Below are 19,561 nucleotides of genomic sequence, written 5' to 3'. Positions count from 1 at the left end.
TCCTTCTACAATTACACACCCTACAACCAAGGGGCGAATGCCCCGCAATTGGAATATGGTGTTGGACGAAGGATCATGCATCCTTGAAAGTACCATCAAAATACTCTCTCCAGTAATCCACTATCCAATCGTTATACTCTCTATATAGGGACATTAACTGTTCTTTTGAAGTAGCGTGAGCGATACATCCTCTGTCATCATACATATGAAATAGTATATTTTTATCTTTGTTTAAGATGTACACGCTCTGTCCTATGGATGGTTCTCTTCCCTGCTTATAATGTGAAATTCCTTCAAAAATTTTCTTATTTGGAATTGAAGAAACCAATCCCTCCAAAACTTTAAAATGAAATTCTATTTTAACCTCTATGCTATTTCCCTCTACATCTTCGTCTTCATCGATATCAAAGAGAGTTTCCTCTTCAAAGATATTCAGGTGTTGTATTCCCGTACATTGGGTCTTCATAGGATCCCCAGTCTTTAACTATGAGAAAAATATGATCTGTGGGTTTGAAAAGCTCTTCGAAAATTGTATTTACTCTTTTATTTACTTGATTTATTCTTCGTTTCGATCCGTTTCGATAAGGCTCACCTAACTCAAAACGAATGTTGATATCGCTCCAATATTCAGGAAACCTATCATTTAAGTAACCTTGTATTTCCTTCAGCATTTAATCTCCTCATTAGTGTTTTTCATGTGATCTTTCATCTAACCTTCTCGTATTCAATACGTTCGACAAAATCGGATATGTCTGCTGAAATGCTAGCTCGAAATCCATCCAGCAGACCAAGGCTCCACAAGGAGCCGCTGCTTGAATATTATGTTAACTGAAGTCAATGACATCTTTGGAAGGGCTTCCACGTATTGCATGCAAGGAGTGCTTTAACGAAGTTTATTCGCTATTTAATAACAGGCAATAAATAATCAAGAATAATTTTTTCTCCCTTCTCTAGTGGGATGCAGTATCTATCGTATGTGTAAACATCACACCAATAAAAGTTTTCATGATCAATCCTATATCCTGTTTTCTCAATCGCCTCGGAACAAATTAAATATGCAGAATCAATAATATCGTTAAGATTATCTGCTTCGATCCATACTTTAGCCACTGTTCCTGCTGAAATATTCTGAAAATACATATTTTCTGGAATTGGTGCATCAGGTTGAACTAATTTACCTATGATATACTGGAAACTATCCTTTCCGATAAATTTACTCATGTGACCAAGCCCAACATAATTATCAATGTCTTTGCAGATCCAATTTTCAATTTCGGAGAATCTGTCAAACAAACCTTCATTAAATGCTGAACCCCAGCATTCTTCTCCTGCTTTTTGAAATGAAGTCATTTTCATCATGCCTACAATTTTTCGAGGACTATGTTCCATGTATTCAATTCTTTTAAGATTTGCCATAATTCGTTTTCCTCCTACAATTCTGATATTTGTAAAGGAGGCTCTAGGATAGTCATTAAGCTTAACCCCTCCCTTCCTAATACTAGAGGGCGAAAACTTATGGTGCTGTTTGAATGCTCTAGTAAACGAAGAATGAGAATTAAATCCGTATTTCATAGCTATGTCAATTATTTTTTCCTTACTATTTTTTATGTCATAACCTGCCAATGTCAGTCGACGATGCATTAAGTATTCGGATATTGTTATTCCGGTAATATAAACAAAAATTCGTTGGAATAAAGGGACCGGGCAACATGCAATTTTTGAAATGACAGTAAAGTCAACTTCATTCGAGCCGGAAATTTCATTCTCCAGATATTCAACTACACTTTCAAGGGCTTTAAAGTTATCCATTAGCCACCTCCTTCAACTATAATTGTAGGATTTTTTGATAATAGATCTTTACAATTGCTGTGCAAAATATGTAAAGAAAATTAATATGTTATTAATTTTCCGCACATGTATGCTAAATTCCCGGTGTATTTCCTTATTAGATATTCCCGGTATCATATAACGTTCCTGCATTCAAGACGTTCCACTGGCTTAGATAGTCCCTATCTTAGCCAGTGCGAATGTGTCCCGGCAATTGCTTCCTCGCTCATGCTTCCGGGACTAAGGGTCAGCTTGCCGTCCCGTAGCGTGAATGTTTTGTTAAATGATTTAATAATGGGGGACATCTTCGAATATACTTTCAAAGACTGCCGTATTATGTCCATATCTATTCCTAACCGTTCATGAATTCTTGTAACCCAATCACCTATATCATTTAAAGTGAGTACGGGACATGCTGGCGAATGCTCTCTCAGGTTACATTCAGAATAATGTCCTTCAGTTCAATCAGAGTCTTGATTCGATAGCTTGCCTGTGAGAAGTCATGTGTTTTGGTGAAGTCGTTATGGACAATAGCACAGTCGATACCAGCCGCCACGGCTGAGTTCAACCCTCTGTTTGAATCCTCTACAATCAGGGTCTCTTCTTTGGTAGCTCCGAAGCGCTTTAGGCCGGTCAAGTATGGTTCCGGGTGCGGCTTGGTGCGCTCGTAGTCTTCGCGAACAAGGACAAAATCCATGAATTGTCTAATCTGGCGCTTTTCGTGAATAAGTTGAAAATCCGCGCGTTTTGCAGTCGTCACGATGGCCATGCGGACGTACTTTGACAGTTCGGCTAGAGTTTCAACTACGCCTTCAATCTCTATGGCTTCTGTTCTTAGATATTCCTGATAATAGTCGTTGCGGACCTCACGCTGCTTGCTTATGGTCTGTTCATCAATACCTGCCGCCTTAGCTTGGGACCAAGTGCCCAGCGACTGGGTCATGTCGCGGAGGTATTGATCTTTATCCAAGGTAAATCCAATGTCAGCCAGAGCGCGTTCTCCCGCTTTGTAGTACCAGTATTCAGTATCAACCAGAACACCATCATGATCGAAGAGTATGTACTTTTTCATTGTTTCGTTCTCCCTTACATATTCTTCATGAGTTCTTAAGTAATCTCGAAATAATAAATTGAATTGTTCAGACCAGCTACCTGCTTGCCTTACATGAATATAGGTTCTTCTCGTCCCGGGCTCTTCGCCGATTTCTTATAACGATGTCGTGTTCCCGACGCCCCACTCCCTTAGGACCTTTATATCCGGCCGAGATGCGTTAGGTGGTGCGGGTGTGTCGCAGCTGCCTTCTTGAACTGCTCACAAAGTGTCGTTATTTATTTCCCATTCCTTTTATTTATATCACTCTTAAAAAGATACCGGATTCCTTTGCCTGCGTATGTTTCATCCGAAAATCTTAATTTCTTGAGTTATATTGCAGTAGATACAATCTTCCATGCTTCACCCCAAGATGGTTTTATTGTTTTTGCGGATATTTCTTATAACGTTCCTCGGACTCACGAACTGCCGTAGGGAGTTGCGACGGCAATCACTTCCTCGAATCCACGTCTGCGGCCGAGGGCGTCAGCCGATGCGTGAATGCTGTGTTAGTCAAAGTCGCCTTGAGTTACCCTCGCAATCTATTCCATATGTTTTTCTTCAATGTATACAATTTCGATTTCAGGAAACGACTCTCTGACTTTATTTGCAAGAGATCGAACACCAAACACCTCGGTAAATGTGTGGCTCCCTACAATCAAATTGATCTTTGAAAATTCAGCATACTGAATTGTATATAACGTCTTCTCCCCTGTTATATAGACATCACACTGTGCTTCCAAAGCTTCTCTTACATGTTTCGTACCATCGCCTGCTCCCGTAAGGATTCCGATTCGCTGAATTGACTGCGTTCCAAAGTTCCAAGCCTTTACCTCTTCATTGCATCGCAATTTCAATCGAGTCACTAACTCATTGAATGTAATTGTCTCAAGCAATTCTCCTATACCGATTCGACTTTCTCCATTCAAATAGTATGATCCTTGGATCATTTGTATTTGACCGATCTCATTTAATAACGACTGTCCTGTACCAAAATCAGCATAGTCCAAAGGTAAATGTATGAAGAAGTGGGCAATATCATAAGCTTTGAGCCTGCGCACGCACTCGTCCTTCATTCCATAGATGAAATTCCAAGCGTCATGATGAGTTATCATTAAATCGATCTTTTTCTCATATGCTTGTTCAATCAATTCCGGTGTAATATTCGTTGAATAGCCAATTCGTTTACATTCTCTTTGATTTTTATTGGTGAAACCATATTCCCCTTGATCTTTAAATTTAATAAGTAATTCCCCAAAGAGTGATCCAATCTTTGCATGAAACTGGTTTAGATACACCTATGATTACACCTACTTTCATTATCTTCTAGCGAATTCATCTAACGTTTCTGTATTCACGACTCAGTCTATGCTGAGTGCCCGGCGAATGCCGGGCCAAGGACGAATGTCCGCAGCGTGAATATTATGTTAGACGTAGTCCTCGACTTCCTGATGTTGCTCACAAGGGTCTTCAATCAGATCTGCCTAGGTTTTAAACTGTCTTTTAAATTCTATGTTTCATTATGTATTGTAGATGTCTTTGAGTTTTAACCATATTTCGTACCAAAATGTTTTTTGATTTAAAGGCTTTATCACCATAGTTTGTCCTTCTTTTCTATTCAAATAAGCGGCGTCATATTGCTGTAAAAGCTCATCATCGAACTTAAATACAATATCTCTACAGTCTTGCTGATACTTTTTTTCTCTTGTTTCTGACCACTCTGCTTTTTCAATAGAATATCTTCTTCTCATCAGCAGGTCCCTTCTGAAAATAGCTCTACTGTTTGAACAACATAGTGTTATCGGATGTCAATGCCTTTCTCGATACCGCTAAAGTTCTTTATACATGCTTCGCTTTGTCATCAGATATTATAGTTTTCTTGCCTTAATCACTAAGGTTACAGGAAGTATCTTCGCTCTCTTGGCCAAATCGCTTTTATCGTCCCGCGATTCAATAATCTCATCATCAGTTTGCTCAATCAATTGCTCAATTACAAATCCCGCTTTCGCCAGAGCGTTCACATAGGTTGATAGCTTACGGTCCGCTAATAATAGCTCACCTTCATCAACAGCTACCGGATACCAAGCTTCATCGAAATAACTCTTTCTAAAAACAAACCTACCATTATCATCAGTAACGCATCTGTGTATAGGATGAGACCAACTGAAAATAAATACACCATCTTTTTTAAGATACGAAACGATACGGCAAAAGGTACCTTCAAGATCGGTTGTCCAACCGATGGCATAAATCGAATAAACATAGCAAAAATAATCCGCCGGTATGCCGCATTCTTCTTCCATGGGAGAACAGATGAATTTTGCCGATAGACCAAGTGACTCCAAATGCTGCGTTGCCTTTTCAATTTGTTTTTCCGATATATCCACAGCCCATAATTCAGATGCGTTGCGTTCCCCTTGATATTGCAAGGATTGGCCGTTGCCGCAGCCGATCTCCAGCAGTTTTTTTCCTGAGATATCGCCGAAGAGCTGGCATTTTTCTTCTGAGATAAACCCTCCATAATAAGGAAGTGAAATTGCTTTTAAGAAGTCATTGCCTTTTGTATCCCAATAGAGCCTGTTTGTCTTATGAACAACATTCTTATCCATGTTTTCCGAAATGGTTACGCCAACTTCGCCAGCGCCAATAATGATTGATCTATTTACAGACTTCTTGTCCATGAAGACACCTTCCCCAGAATAGTTTCTAATTCAGATTTGCATTAATATCTATGAACAACCTACAAAATGTTCTTAATATAAGTCCCATACGCTAAACTTATCAGAGAACCCGATAATTACTTCAAGTTCATCAGGTATATAATCGTTATCTAAATAATAAGCCGTTAACCGCGCGTGACCCTCTAATACAACTACTCGCGAATTCTCATTCATAGACACAAATATTAATCTTGGAAATACTTTACCGTTCTTGAGAGCTAAGTTGATATCTAGAAATCCTTGGTTACTAATTCCAAAGACTTCAATTTGACTCATGATATTTTTCGATGCCTGCAAAGGAAGTCTAGTATTACTTGATAATTCATTCCAAAAACTATAGTTGATGTACATTACTTCGTTTAGATCTTGACTTCTCAAAGAAAGCTTTACACCATTTAACTTCTGTAGGAAAATTCTCAAACAAATCCGTATTGCGACCGAACCCCCTTGTCTGACCCAGAATATCTCGTCTAATTTGGTTCTCGGCTTGATCATTCAAATTAGGTTAATAAGTAAATTCAAATCATGGTCTCCAAGTGCATGTAATATTCCTTCCTTAAATCTATCTGAGTTAACCTCTGCAAATAAGAATTCTGCTATTACTTCATCTTCTTGAACTTGACTAACTATCTTCAATTGTTAATCCTCCATAAATATGTTTTGTGCTGATTTCCTATAACGTTCCGTATTCACGACGCGAGCCGGCCTTAGATAGCTCCTATCTTAGGTCGGCTCGTGAGTCGTTCGAGTTATCTTCCATGATTATACATCGGGCGACCAAGCGGTGTAAGCCCGTAGCGTGAATACTATGTTATGTGATGCTCAGTCATCTTCGATTTACTTTCTTATCAGTCCTTTTTTAAATGCAATTTATAAATCTTTAATATGTATTCTTTATCTTCTGAGTCATCATTATATCCTTCTATTGGTAACCCATTATGAAATGGGGACCCTAAAAAATCATCAAGTATTTCTCTTGGATTATTCAATATTTGTATTTCACAGCTAAATGGTAATTTCTTGTTTATGTCAGATGTCAGATTGAATCTTAATTGACCATTTGTTGTTCCTTCTTTCTTACAATACCGAGGTTTCATATAACATTCCCGTATTGACGAACCCTCACTGCCTTAAGCGACCAGCGGGAGTGGCCGCGACGCGGTTAGGTAGTGCAGGGTTGTCCGCTGTCTTCACTTCTCAGAAATGCCTCTTGTGACCGAGGTGCCATAAGGCTCCATAACGTGAATATATTGTTATACGATGTCATAGCCCTTCTTCGAATGAAGTAAAATTCCCATTTTATTTTTAGGTTTTATTTCTTATTATTAGAGGTTTTTTTGCATCAATAATAATAGATACCATTCCTAGCCCTTCAATCGAATTCCTTGTATCAAATCGAAACGATCTACCTATTCTACCATCCATTTCATTCCAATAGCTGAAATGAAAGTCCCCGTTTTCATCACAATATTCCAACAACGATACTTCAAACCCCGCGATTTCAAATAATGATACGAAGGTTTTTGCATCATAAACTATGTTGTGAGACGCTGCGGGATGATCCTCTGGTCCAGGACCACCGACTTGAACCATCTGTTGATACCAATCATTACGGAAATTCTTATCGGGAACTGCACAACGAATATACCCACCAGGTTTTAAAAATTGATAACAATGCTTCGCAGCCAAAATACCTTCTTTATACGTTAAGTGTTCCCATACGTGTTCAGCTAAGAGCGCATCAATACTCTCAGGCTCAGATAATTTGTTCCAACTTTCTAATGATAGTAAATTCAACTCATCTTCCTGCGTACTGACCCAACCATCAAATGTTGTTTGTCCAGCTCCAATGACCACTTTCGTATAGTTCCACCATCCAATTTTGAATTGACTTACATCACTTACTTAATGTTAAATCATTTCATTTACTGTAACTATACTTCCGTTGAACTTCTTCTGTTGAACTTGCTTAAAACAATGTTTGCATATGATTTCCCATAACGTTCCCGTATTCACGAACTCGAGAGACTTAAGTGACCGCAGGGAACGGGTCGTCAGACTTAGGCTCGCTGGGTTGTCCGGCTGACTCTGCTTCTCCGAAGTTCCTCGGCCCCGATCAGAGAGTTTAAGCCCCGCAGCTTGAATACATTGTTATGCGCCGTTACTGACTTCGAAGCATCACCTAAAAACCTTTGATCAAGATTCCAACTCTATTTTTTACTTTGGTATAAAAACTCAACTTCACCATCTAGCAAATATCGATATTCAAATAATTGCATTGTTCTTTCCCTTATTCTCTCCCTTATAACCGTAGCTAGGCTTACCGATCCTTGTGATCCAAGGTAACCGTTATTAATAAATGTCTTCTTTACAAATTTGGTTTCTCTTAAGTGATACTGTAACCATTCTTTCTGCGATTCAATTAGTGCTTCTCTTGGTTCACTATCCAACTTAGAAAGAAGCTTCTTATATATATGATTCAACTCTTTATCCCAAATCTCGGTATATTTGCTTTCCAACGCCCCCCATCCCAATGTTGTAATCTCTTTGGAATTTTGAAATTCATTAAATTCCACTTCATAATCATGATCTATAGGATTTCGAATCATTTCATCATAAAATTCCCCAGTCAATTCATAGTTCCCAATGCTCATGGATAACACTTCATTGTTAGAAGGATCTGATCGACCTTCAGTTATTTCTTTCGATTCTGTTCCATTACCTGTACTCACTACATCAGGAGGCAGTTCAGAATTCATTATTGATTTAGTTTCGCTGTTCAAGGTAGTCGATTGACTAATATTTTGACAAGATGAAAACATTATCGTAATAAAAAATAATAAGAGTATCTTACCTTTCATAAATTATCTCCTTAAATATTATCTTTAATATTTACAGGTAATGGCGCATAACGTTTTTGTATCTACGAACCCTCACTGCCTTAAAGGAGCGTATGCGACTGGCCGCGACGCGGTTAGGCTGTGCAAGGTTGTCTACTGAGACCGCATCTTCGAAAATTCCTCGGCAGACCAAGGAGCGAATGCGACGCGGCGTAGTTACGTTGTTAGGCGATGCCGCGTTGAACTACTTACACCCTATTAATTCAAGATTTCCAATACATATTTAATTTGCTTTTTACTCTGTCCTTCTATTGTTTCAATTTTTTCTTCTAATTCTTTAAATCCGCTCTTCTCATAAAACGCTCTTCCTCTGTGGTTCTCTTTCGCTACCCAAGTAAACAGTTTCTTTATTGGCTTTAAAACTTGAATATATTCCTGAATGAAGCCTTTTCCTATTCCCTTTTTATGATATTCAGGTCGTACATAGATTCTTAGTAATTCATATTCTTCTTCATTTACTTGACTTGTTTGAGCATATCCTACGACTTCGTTATTAAATTCAGCTATCAAAAAACTCCGTTTGGGACTTTGAAGATCTCTCTCTACAGCTCGACTTAAATTTTCATTAGAATAAGCCCTGCTTAGAAATTTATGAATGAAATCTTTTGAGTAAATTCCTTCATAAGTATAAATCCATGTTTCATGAGCTATTGATTGAACGTGCGGGATATCCTCACTCGTAACAAACCTAATTGTGATCATTTGGTTATCCTTCTTTCCTTATATGGTATTTGCTCTTCAGCGGTTTCGCCTAACGTTCTTGTATTCACGACGTCCATCTCCCTTAGATAGCTCTTATCTTAGGGAGATGATTCCCTTCCTAGCTTATTCACTCCTACCGGACCGAGAACCGCCAGGTTTGAAGCCTGAATACGTTGTTATCTATGGATCGGCCTTCTTCAATTATCTAAATTCACTAATAACTTTTATTTGTTGAATAATATCCATGGTATTATTGGAGTCCTTAATGTCAAATAGATAATTCGCTTCATCTTTACTAGGTTGTATTTCTGTCGAATTTTCTTGTCTCTCCAATACTTCCAAAAAGCTCGAAGCACTTCTAAATATAGTTTTACTTCTTTGAGTTTGTATTACACGTTCTTTCAGTAAATCAGTTGGTAGATCAAAGTAAATTATAATGCTTTCAAATCCTTTGTCCTGAAAGTATCGGAGTACATTTGTTCTTCCAGATTTATTTAAATTGGAATTACTCAAGATAATGTGGAAATTGCTTTCCTCAATAGCATACTTAACAATCGCATTAGTTACAGAGAACTTTAAAGTGTTAGGCCCATCTATAGGGAGAAGTTTCTTATAATGGCTATTAATAAATTCAGCATGATTATCTTGATCAATGACAATGGCTTGTTGTAATACAGATTCTAATTCTTTAGCGAAAGTGGTCTTTCCACTATGCGTTTTTCCAACCGTCATGATTACTAGGCGTCTCATAAAATACTCTCCTATTAATGATCTGCTGGTCTCTATAATGTTTTTTGCCGATCTTTCAGATAACGTCTATGTATCTACGAATCCGAGAGGCTTAAGGGAGCACAGCGACCGGGTCCAACGGACTTAGCCTCACAGGGTTGTCTGCTGTAATCACTTCACCGAATCACATCTTGCAGACCAAGGGTCGAAAGGACCACAGCGTAGATACTTTGTTATCAGAAGTTCTTGTCTTCTTCGATAACCCATTCACAATTCAATAATATATTATATATTATTGTGAAAAACCTCATCAAATCATCAATAACTTCACTACAAAACTCTTTAGATAATCTCAGTTCAAGATAATCGACTAAACTCTCTTCTAAAGACAGTAGTGGATGCTGATTAATAATATTTATAAGCTCTTTAGTCTTTCCAGTTATCCCTATCTTTGATGCATTGCTATCTAGCTCTTCCATAGTTATTGGAAACCCTAATCCATCGTGAACGAGATAATTTCTAAGAATGTTATATTTCTTTATTTCATGCCAAGATTCATCATTGTCAGGGAATTCAATATTAGCAACATTTTTCAGATAATTCTGAGCTTTTCTTATATTACTTCCTTGTAGATCATTGATTGATAGAGATAGGTCTAATTCTTTTTTTAGTTCATTCGCTAAACTAAACAGCTCAACCTCAAGAAAAGAGAAACACTTAATAAAGAGAGTAACTCTTAATAGATTTGGAAAAACATCCTCTAGTCTATTTATCTCATTTCCGTATTCTTTATCATAGATATTAAACGATGCCCCATCATCCATGTCTGCTGTCAATTTCTCGAATTCATTCTCTTTATCTTCTAGAGAAGCTTCTAAAAATTCTTCAATTTTTAATGAGTATGCTCTATATGCGTTTAATTCTTCCTTGATAAACATAAAATATAAACGGATGTCTCTTTTACTTTTTAATTTTTTGAATGGTTTCAATTGTATACTCCTTCATTCACAAGAATTTCTGATAACGTTCCTGTATTCAAGACGTTCGACGAAGTAGAATGTGTCTGCTGAAATGCCTCTCTGAAATCCATCCAGCAGACCAAAGCTCCGTAAGGAGCCGTTGCTTGAATATTATGTTAGATGATGCTGTTGCCTTCCTTGTATTATCAAGAGGATTTTATGTAAGTTTATTAAAGGAAGTAATATCTCCAAAATCAAGTTCCTCGCTACCACTAATGTCCCACCATTCTCGCCCATTATAATAGAGCAACATTATATATTTATGATACCTGTCAAAAAAATTAGTAAGTGTTATTCTGTTGCCTCCATCGACTCTTCTATAATCTACATGAGCAACGTTATTTCGTACATTTCTAAAATGTAGTCCAAATTCATCTGGAACCGTACCCTCATAATAATTTCTATCATTTGCCCAACTTGGAGCTTTGCCGATATCAATTAGTGTTCTCCAAATATTTAGAATCTTGTTGACTTCATTGTTTACTAATAAATCAATAGTTTCATGTGGGATTTTACGTGTGTCTAAACAATCCCGAATCAGACATCCCTGAAAATACTCATATAAATGTTGAATGAATAATGAGTATGCATTATAAACCATTAAATCAATATTATTGTCTTTTACTTTTTTTCTTAAATATGTCTTTGTTTTTAAATCAATATAGAGTTTAAATGCAAAATCGCATCGAGAAAATTCATGTGATATAACTTTGACTAGTGCTTTGTCTATATCGTCACCGTATTGAAATCTCATCTGTTTCACATCTCCTTAGGGTTTGCGACGGTTTCATCTAACGTTACCTTATCCACGACGTCTCACCGACTTAAGCGACCAACGGGAGCGGCCGCGATGCGGTTAGTCGGTGCGGTTGTGTCCGCTTGATTCCACTCCCCTGTCAATCCCCTTCTGGCGGACCGAGGAGCCACAAGGCTCCGATGCGTGGATATAATGTTATAGGATGTACTCTTTCAATTTAAAATATTTTCAACTCACAACGATATTTCATCATGTTTAATTTTAGATTATCTTACTTTTTAACCGCTTAAATTTTGCAACTCTGTTTCTGCGTACCTTTTTAAAAGTTCATGGTTTAAATCAATAGCAAGCTTAATCACTTGCTTCAATAACGTTATCGCTTCTTGCTTTTTTCCTAATCCTGCTTTAATCAATGCAAGATTCACTGACATCTCCCCAGCCCCTTGCCTGTACCCAATCTCATTAAAACCAGAAATCGATTTCATTATTTCTTTTTCTGCTATTGAATATTGACCTTTATTCATTTTGGCCTTCCCTATATTCCCATAGCATAAATAAACACCTTTTTTATCCTGTATCTCTTCCTTTAGCTTTAAAGTTATTTCATACCAGGAAATAGCCTCATCGTAAAACTCTAATTCATTAAAAATTAACGCTTTATTTCCATACTGATTAGAAATATTATACCTATCTCCTATTTCTAAGCTTATCTCTATAGACATGTCAGCATATTCTATAGCAGCTTCATAATTCTTTAAGCGTCTATACAATACTCCTATGTTTCCTAAAACAATACCTATATTGAATTTGCTATCAAGTATTTTATAAGTATCTAAAGCAAGTAGATAGAGTTTCAATGAATTCTTATACTGACCAGTATTCTTATATAAAACCGCTAAATTATTCTGTGCATTAGCTAAGAATAATTTATCTACATGCTCATGATTCTCTAAAACCTTTAAAAAATATTCCTCTGCTTTTTTTATTTCTCCAGTAAGTCTATATGCGATACCAATGTTACCAAATGTAATAACTTTTATTTCAAGTAATTCTTCACTTGCTTTCTCTTGTATAATTTCTAAAATTTCTTTATGTACTTCTATTGCTTCTTTATACTCACTTAGTTCACTATGAATTACTCCCTCATATGTATATAAAGATATATTTTCTTTTGTACTTAAATTATATTTCAGTCTCGTTTTTCTAATTAATTCTCTAGCCTCTTTAAATTTTCTTTTTTTAGCCATAGTAATAATTTCAACTGCAATTTCTTTCACAATTTGTTTATCAGAAGATAATATACCTTTATCCCAGTAAAAAACTGCTTCTTCATCAGCAATACCCATTTTATTTTTTATAATATACAGTTGGCCTTCTAAGGCTAAAGTATTTAAATCATCAGGGTTAATTAGACTTTCAAATTCAGATATAGTAATACTTTTTTTATTTCTCCAGTCTGGTATTTTCTGCTCTAAAACTTCTCTTATATATTTTTGCACGAAAACATAATAAAATTTTTGCATTGGATTAATCCAAAACATTATAAATACTGGTAACCATTGTTTCTCATAGCTCAATAAATTTTTCACGTTAATCGCCTTTTTCGCAATGTCATTTCTAACTGGATTGTCCGTTGCTTTTAATTGTATTAACACTATTCTTTCCGTAACATTATTGTCAGAGTCCACAAATTGAAATTCTCCGTCTATGCCATAATCTTTATTTTTTTCTCTATATATCCAATTTCTTTCTATCGCTATTTTCTGTAACTGATTTTGAGAAATTTCTTCAAGGTTATGCGATCTAGTTTTTTTCATTATATAATTTATGCTCCTTTAAATAAGTTGTTTAAAACTTTAACTATTTCACTAATTCAATTGGTAACTCTATTTCTATCAGATTGTCTCTTTTGAGTATTTCCTTTAACGGTTCCGTGTTCACGACGTCCCACCGACTTAAGCCCGTAGGGCGGCTGCGCTTTCGCAGTTAGTCGGTGCGGATGTGTCGTAGCTGCCATCTGGTCGATTTCATCGACTAGCGCCAAGACCGAAGGGGCTTGTTCCCCGATGCGTGAATACATTGTTATCGGATGTCAGCACCTTCTTGGATTACTCTAAAGAGTATTCTTAATCTTTTTTGGTCATTCGTGAACCAACCAAGCTTTGGCGTCCTCTGGATCTCTATAGTATCTAATTGAGAATTCAAAATTGATTCCCAGTTTCTTTCCTAATCTATTTAGTCTCCATTTATCAATAATTGAACATCCAACAATCGACAATTTAATCTGACCATTAATACGATTAAAACTCTCTAGGAACTTAACAAGAACCTCTTCAGTGTTTTATTCGTTTTATAGAAGTCAACCCATATTCTCAATTTACGGTTATTTCCAATAATAAACTCCTCTTCCGCTTTAAACAGATTATATAAATCATCATAATTTCTATAGAAACTACCGTACTTCAAGCAATGTATTTCCGCATTCTTATAATGATAAGGAAAGATTGATCCGCCAGGAGATTTATTAATTCGCATGTTACTTTCACTCCTCACTCTTTAGGATAGTCTTGTTCTATGGTTTATATAGTTTTTTTATTCATTGTGCTGATTTCATATAACGTTTCGTATATTCACGACGTCCGACGGAGTCGGATGTGTCCGGCTGTTCCAACTCCCCCGCCAATTCTTCTGCCGGACCGAGGGCGAATGCCCGATGCTTGAATATGTTGTTATCCGATTCTGCTGACTTCTTGATTGTTCTACCACATTCATTAATTCAGGTCGCCAAATATAGTATCAGTGAGAAATGCTAATTTAAGTTTAGCGTCCTCTATTTCGGCCTCAGTCATCCCATTTAATATTACAAAGACTCTAGTCCCCTCATAAAAAGTCATCATTAACGTTTGACATTTAAATCCATCCACCTCACTGAATTGGTATGTAAAAATATCAGGATTGCTCCCTTTTATTTCTGTTTTCCAATGTCTTTGCTCTGACTCTAAGAGAGCGGATGATCTTTTGTTAAATTCTGTTCCATTAGGATCATCCTCGTGATCAAATAATGTTGAGACAACAAAGCAGCTACCCTTAAAAACCTCATTATTTTCGTGGAAATATAAAGCTCGTGTAATAGCCTCGAATGAATGTCTTAACTTAATTGTATCAACAGTAATCCAAAGCACCGGAAATTCTCTGTTCTTCAGTTTTAATATTGCACTTTTATCAACCTTAATTATTTTAGGATTACGCATTCTACTACGGCTAACTTTCGTTGCTGTGTGAACGTAAGCAACAAAATTATTACCAACTTTACCGCTTAAAGTGGCCATCAGATATTCATCTAAATTTGACTTATTCGTATTATGTTCATTACAAGAAGGGACAGTTATCAAATTATTTCTAAATGATTTGTTTAATACGACTTTCACGTCCTTTTCTTCTGGAAAAAGGCATTTAGGTGGGACATGCTCCATTGAAGTAGCTTCCGTACCACACCAATAACATATTGCACTGCTCATCTTTAATCACTCCATTGCATTTTTATAAACTTATGTGTTTGTAGTGTTTTTTCAGCAGTTTCGGATAACGTTTCAGTATCCACGACGTCCCACCGACTTAAGCGACCAACGGGAGCGGCCGCGATGCGGTTAGATGCGGATGTGTCCGCCTGATTCCTCTCCTTTGCCGTCCCATTAGGGCGGACCGAGGAGCCGGCAGGCTCCGATGCGTGGATATGGGTTAGGTGATGTTGCCTCTTCTTAGAATTTTCGTCCAAATTGTTCTTCGAATAATGCTCTTGTTGGTTCTAAAAATGCTTCATTTGCTTTGTAATATATGTTGTTTATTTCATTTGGAATGAATCCAAGAATCTTATTCTCATTTTCAAATAAGGTAATTTCAAAAATATATCCTGTTCTCTGTTCTTGATTATCGTCAGGAATTAATTCAATTTCTTTGATTTTGTTGAGCCATTCCTGAATTATTCTCTCATCTACAATTGTTTTTCTCTCTCCTGTTAATCCATCTAGTAATTCGACTTTGTTTACATTGGATTATCTCCTGGATAGATTTTTGTTAAGCTAATTGAATTTAAGTGGGTTGGAATTGAATTTTCAGACTTCGATTGACAGCCACAAACTATGATCATTAAAAGTAGAATCAAAACTTTCTTCATTGTAATCACCAACCTTGGTATTAAATTGAAGTTGAAAAGTTACAACCGTCCAATTCTAAATAAATGTTTCATACTCTTGGCAATTTCGCATAACGTTCCTGTATTCACGACCCAGCGCATGCTGGGTGTCCGGCGTATGCCTGACCCAGGGCGTATGCCCGCAGCGTGAATATTATGTTGGGCGATGTTACTATTTGATTAGCTGATCAATCTGATAAAGAACTCCCGAAGCAATTAAACTTCCAGTCATACCTTCCATCAAGTTTCTAATGGTCTTCAATGACTGTCCTATGATATTTTTATTTGGTTTTGGAGATTTCAACTGAGCATCAATTGTTTCTATTTCAGAACTTACAACAGCTCCATCTGTTTCATTAAATTCTATACCATGAAGATTTTCTTTGATTAATTTTATAACCTTTAATACTTCGCTCTCTTTAATATTCTCGAAGTTCATATATTGATTTGAATTAGTAGTATTTTGTTGAATCTGTGAGTTTTGAATATCTCCATAATAATTATTCACGTTATACTCATTTTCTTTTGCTTTTGCTTTTTCTTCTTTGGTAAAGCTTAGCCCCTCACCTAAAATACCATCCTCTTCAAGCTTTAATGCCCAATCTAAAACGATATTTCTAACGCTCTCAATAATTTTTTCGATTTGCGATTTTCCGAAATGAAGCTGAAAATTAGTTTCCACGCCGAACATTTCAGATAATTGATTCCTCAAACCATCAGCAAATTGCATGACCATACCATTAGAATCTGCTTGCACTAAACGTTCTAACTCAGGAATGGACTGCATTACTTTTGATGAACTCGCTAGACTCGATAACTCTGTATCGTTAATAATTGCAGGGACCCATCCTTGAAAAGGATTCCATGCTCTTAGGTCTCCTTTGATGTCTCTATAATTTGGAGTTTTGTTATAGCTCTCATATCCATTTAATTCTTCATGAAGCCATTCCTCAAACTCAGTTATTCTAAGTTTTTTCGCCACTACATAAGCCTTTCTTAGCAAATTAGATGTCGAAATTTTTGGATCGTATGCTTCTGATTGCAATTCTTGAATGATTGAATTCATAAGATTATTCCTTTCAAATAGTAATTTCGCCTAACGTTTGTGTATCTACGAATCCGAGAGGCTTAAGGCGCACCGCGCCGGGTCAAACGGACTTAGCCTCGCAGGGTTGTTCGCTGAGTACACCCCTTTGCTTAATACCTCTTACGAACCAAGGGCGAAGCCCGCAGCGTAAGATACTATGTTAGGCGAGGTATCTGCCTTCTTCGATTACACTTTCCTAATAATGATCCCTTCTTCAAACTCTTCTATGTTATTAATGTTTATCCAAGTCTCTTCTGATTCTCTTAATCTATGAAAACGTAAAATTGTATCATCATCATGATAAGTTAAGATAAGGATAAATTCATACTCTGGAAAATCAATTTTTAGTTTAGTGGACCACATTTCTAATAGCTTCTTTGCAAACTTTAATCCTTCTAAAAGATGTTTTTTAAAGGTATTTGATATATCTATCATATGAACATGACTTTCACTTGCTTCAAATCCAGTTCGATCCCCAAACTGGTGAATAATATGTTCAATATTAATTTCTACATTGATTTTCAGTGTTTTTCTTTATTACAATGCAACCTTCTACCTCCACAAAGTCTGGCCATACTACATCAATTAATTCAGATTTATCATGATATTTGAGAGTATGCTCTTTCTTAAGAATTTCATTGATTTTATTATTTGATATTTCCATTGAATCAGTCCTTAAAGATTTATTACTGCGGATATTTCGCCTAACGTTCCCGTATTCACGAAATGCCCCAGCCTTAGATAGCTCTTATCTAGGCTGGGGCATTTGTTGTCTGAACTTTCCTCCACGAGTATACTTCTGACAACCAAGGGGTGATAGCCTCGATGCGTGAATACTTTGTTAGCTGATGCAATATGCCTGCCTGATATTACAGAATAGAAATACCATTAAGGACGATCTAAACACCTTTTTATTTCATTTATTGTTCTTATAATCTTAATAACAAAGTACAGTGATGCTAAGAAAAAAAAGATTGTGAAAACCCATGCCATAACAAATGCCGTTCTAAGGAGATCAAAATCTATCAAGTTAAGATCCGAGTAAACAATGGTCTTAATTGCTAATGGCATCATTGAATATGTGCATAAGAAAGTAAGAAACACAACTGGTGTCCATTTAAAAATCAGTAATCTAATTAGCTTCTTCTTCTGCTTCTCAAGTTCTCTTGGTCTATCTTTTAGTATATCTTCGTCTAGTGCAGCAACTACTCGAGGGTACTGAATTCCAAATAATATTGTTACAAATACCAGGAGCAAGCTAATTGCATCAAATGCATTTTCTAGGCTTGAATCCAAGAACCCTTCCATCTTTATTCCCTTGCCGCGGCAACTTGAACTGGATTCCCAAATTGTAGATTAAAAAAGTCATATGTATCATCAGAAATACTATATTTTCTCGAACTATTCCTCACCTTAGATATTGGATCAAGATGTGGAGCAAGAGTACTTATCATTCTATTGAGCTCCTCAATTACATTATCCGATTGAATTACAACATGATAACCATCGTTTTGTTGCTCTGCAGAAAGAATAGTTTGCTGAAGAGTCAGATGAATTTCTGCTTCTAACTGGTATCTAAATCTAGTTCGTACATTTCTGATTAAGGCTTTGCTTTCTGATTCTGTCAGTTGAAACATAGAAGACACTTCAGCTTCTGTTGGAATAATTCCTGTAAAATAATGTTTTAGTAGATGGAATAGTCTATGTTGTTTTATTTCGTCAGCCCTAGTCGGTAAGCCTTTACCTAATAACATTTCTTTATATTCAGTTAAAGCAGCATTTGCAATTTTAGAAATTGCAATGTTGAACTCATTATCATCTGTTGTTCTAAATAGAAGCATTAATTTCTGTCTTTCATCGGTTGTGAATAAATCATCGTTTAGAGTAATTTGAATAGTCAAAAGAAACACCCCCGTCTTGTGATAGTTAGTTCTTTCGACACAAACACACTTAATCCTCCAGTAATTGTATTATTTTCGAATGTTGTTTCAGCTAACGTTCTTGTATTCACGAACCGCCCCAACCTTAGATAGCTCTTATCTTAGGTTGGGGCGGTTGTTGTCTGATCTCCTTCCATGAATATACATCTGACAACCAAAGGGCAATAGCCCTGAAGCGTGAATATTATGTTATACGACGGAATCCCTTCTTGAATCTGCCCTCACTATTTATCTTCTCCAGGTACATATTCAATCAGATCAGATAATTTGCAGTTAAATGTATCGCATAGCTTGAATAAGGTTTCCAATTTCGTCGTTTCTATATAGATTTCCCTGTATAACTTGTTAATTGAATTCCGACTTAATCCTGATTTCGCCATCAATTCAGTTATATCATCTATTCGATGTTCTGCCATTAGTTTCCTTATGTTACACTTGATAATGCTCATTTTTTTCCCTCCATAATTCTATCTTATCTCCCATTCCAGCAATCATCAATGAAAAGTGAAGTATTAACTCTACAAAGTCAAATAATCGCCTTGTAATTAACCTTATAGAGTTATATAATATCTCTATAGAGTTAAAGGAGGGAGCTACT

Annotated in this window: 23 protein-coding genes; all 23 read right to left on the bottom strand. The window is 36.4% G+C overall.

Going from position 1 to position 19,561, the window contains the following annotated elements:
* Positions 1-73: 73 nt before the first annotated feature.
* The gene (locus tag MKX98_RS13495; RefSeq protein WP_339223443.1) at positions 74-466 is read right to left on the bottom strand and encodes a DUF3885 domain-containing protein; all 393 of its coding nucleotides are present in this window, start codon (positions 464-466) and stop codon (positions 74-76) included.
* Complete coding sequence (locus MKX98_RS13490) at positions 423-671, bottom strand: hypothetical protein (protein ID WP_339223442.1); 249 nt, start codon at positions 669-671, stop codon at positions 423-425. Before MKX98_RS13490 ends, MKX98_RS13495 begins: the two co-directional genes overlap by 44 nt.
* A gap of 229 nt (positions 672-900) precedes the next feature.
* A complete protein-coding gene (locus tag MKX98_RS13485) occupies positions 901-1,809 on the bottom strand; it encodes an AraC family transcriptional regulator (protein WP_339223440.1) in 909 nt (302 codons plus the stop codon).
* A gap of 448 nt (positions 1,810-2,257) precedes the next feature.
* Positions 2,258-2,899, bottom strand: coding sequence for an HAD-IA family hydrolase (locus MKX98_RS13480; protein ID WP_339223438.1), 642 nt, complete (start codon positions 2,897-2,899; stop codon positions 2,258-2,260).
* 560 nt (positions 2,900-3,459) lie between these two features.
* Complete coding sequence (locus MKX98_RS13475; protein ID WP_339223436.1) at positions 3,460-4,215, bottom strand: Nif3-like dinuclear metal center hexameric protein; 756 nt, start codon at positions 4,213-4,215, stop codon at positions 3,460-3,462.
* A 222-nt stretch (positions 4,216-4,437) separates the two neighbouring features.
* Positions 4,438-4,668 (bottom strand): hypothetical protein, encoded by a 231-nt coding sequence (locus tag MKX98_RS13470; RefSeq protein WP_339223435.1) that lies wholly within the window; start codon positions 4,666-4,668, stop codon positions 4,438-4,440.
* Between the two features lie 117 nt (positions 4,669-4,785).
* On the bottom strand, positions 4,786-5,598 hold the full coding sequence (locus MKX98_RS13465) for a class I SAM-dependent methyltransferase (protein WP_339223433.1): 813 nt from the start codon (positions 5,596-5,598) through the stop codon (positions 4,786-4,788).
* Between the two features lie 72 nt (positions 5,599-5,670).
* Complete coding sequence (locus MKX98_RS13460; protein ID WP_339223431.1) at positions 5,671-6,132, bottom strand: hypothetical protein; 462 nt, start codon at positions 6,130-6,132, stop codon at positions 5,671-5,673.
* Positions 6,133-6,273: a hypothetical protein gene (locus tag MKX98_RS13455; RefSeq protein WP_339223429.1), complete on the bottom strand. Its 141-nt coding sequence runs from the start codon at positions 6,271-6,273 to the stop codon at positions 6,133-6,135.
* A gap of 212 nt (positions 6,274-6,485) precedes the next feature.
* Positions 6,486-6,734 (bottom strand): hypothetical protein, encoded by a 249-nt coding sequence (locus tag MKX98_RS13450; RefSeq protein ID WP_339223426.1) that lies wholly within the window; start codon positions 6,732-6,734, stop codon positions 6,486-6,488.
* A 208-nt stretch (positions 6,735-6,942) separates the two neighbouring features.
* Complete coding sequence (locus MKX98_RS13445; RefSeq protein ID WP_339223425.1) at positions 6,943-7,494, bottom strand: SAM-dependent methyltransferase; 552 nt, start codon at positions 7,492-7,494, stop codon at positions 6,943-6,945.
* A 353-nt stretch (positions 7,495-7,847) separates the two neighbouring features.
* Complete coding sequence (locus MKX98_RS13440) at positions 7,848-8,498, bottom strand: lysozyme inhibitor LprI family protein (protein ID WP_339223423.1); 651 nt, start codon at positions 8,496-8,498, stop codon at positions 7,848-7,850.
* Between the two features lie 237 nt (positions 8,499-8,735).
* Positions 8,736-9,239, bottom strand: a complete 504-nt coding sequence (locus tag MKX98_RS13435; RefSeq protein WP_339223421.1) for a GNAT family N-acetyltransferase — start codon at positions 9,237-9,239, stop codon at positions 8,736-8,738.
* 201 nt (positions 9,240-9,440) lie between these two features.
* Positions 9,441-9,989 (bottom strand): ATP-binding protein, encoded by a 549-nt coding sequence (locus tag MKX98_RS13430; protein WP_339223419.1) that lies wholly within the window; start codon positions 9,987-9,989, stop codon positions 9,441-9,443.
* A 215-nt stretch (positions 9,990-10,204) separates the two neighbouring features.
* Positions 10,205-10,957, bottom strand: a complete 753-nt coding sequence (locus MKX98_RS13425) for a hypothetical protein (RefSeq protein ID WP_339223417.1) — start codon at positions 10,955-10,957, stop codon at positions 10,205-10,207.
* A 187-nt stretch (positions 10,958-11,144) separates the two neighbouring features.
* A complete protein-coding gene (locus tag MKX98_RS13420; RefSeq protein WP_339223416.1) occupies positions 11,145-11,741 on the bottom strand; it encodes a hypothetical protein in 597 nt (198 codons plus the stop codon).
* Positions 11,742-12,022: 281 nt separating this feature from the next.
* On the bottom strand, positions 12,023-13,561 hold the full coding sequence (locus MKX98_RS13415; protein WP_339223414.1) for a tetratricopeptide repeat protein: 1,539 nt from the start codon (positions 13,559-13,561) through the stop codon (positions 12,023-12,025).
* 954 nt (positions 13,562-14,515) lie between these two features.
* Positions 14,516-15,262, bottom strand: coding sequence for a hypothetical protein (locus MKX98_RS13410; RefSeq protein WP_339223412.1), 747 nt, complete (start codon positions 15,260-15,262; stop codon positions 14,516-14,518).
* Positions 15,263-16,108: 846 nt separating this feature from the next.
* Positions 16,109-17,002, bottom strand: coding sequence for a hypothetical protein (locus MKX98_RS13405; protein WP_339223410.1), 894 nt, complete (start codon positions 17,000-17,002; stop codon positions 16,109-16,111).
* A 207-nt stretch (positions 17,003-17,209) separates the two neighbouring features.
* On the bottom strand, positions 17,210-17,458 hold the full coding sequence (locus MKX98_RS13400; protein WP_339223408.1) for a hypothetical protein: 249 nt from the start codon (positions 17,456-17,458) through the stop codon (positions 17,210-17,212).
* 453 nt (positions 17,459-17,911) lie between these two features.
* Complete coding sequence (locus MKX98_RS13395) at positions 17,912-18,331, bottom strand: hypothetical protein (RefSeq protein ID WP_339223406.1); 420 nt, start codon at positions 18,329-18,331, stop codon at positions 17,912-17,914.
* Between the two features lie 2 nt (positions 18,332-18,333).
* Entirely contained in the window at positions 18,334-18,924 is a 591-nt protein-coding gene (locus tag MKX98_RS13390; protein ID WP_339223404.1) for a hypothetical protein, read from the bottom strand.
* Between the two features lie 263 nt (positions 18,925-19,187).
* On the bottom strand, positions 19,188-19,412 hold the full coding sequence (locus MKX98_RS13385) for a helix-turn-helix transcriptional regulator (protein WP_339223402.1): 225 nt from the start codon (positions 19,410-19,412) through the stop codon (positions 19,188-19,190).
* Positions 19,413-19,561 lie beyond the last annotated feature (149 nt).

Origin of the sequence: Paenibacillus sp. FSL W7-1332 (genome assembly GCF_037969785.1) — a bacterium.
GTDB lineage: Bacteria > Bacillota > Bacilli > Paenibacillales > Paenibacillaceae > Paenibacillus_AQ.
This window is presented reverse-complemented; position numbering and strand designations above follow the sequence as displayed.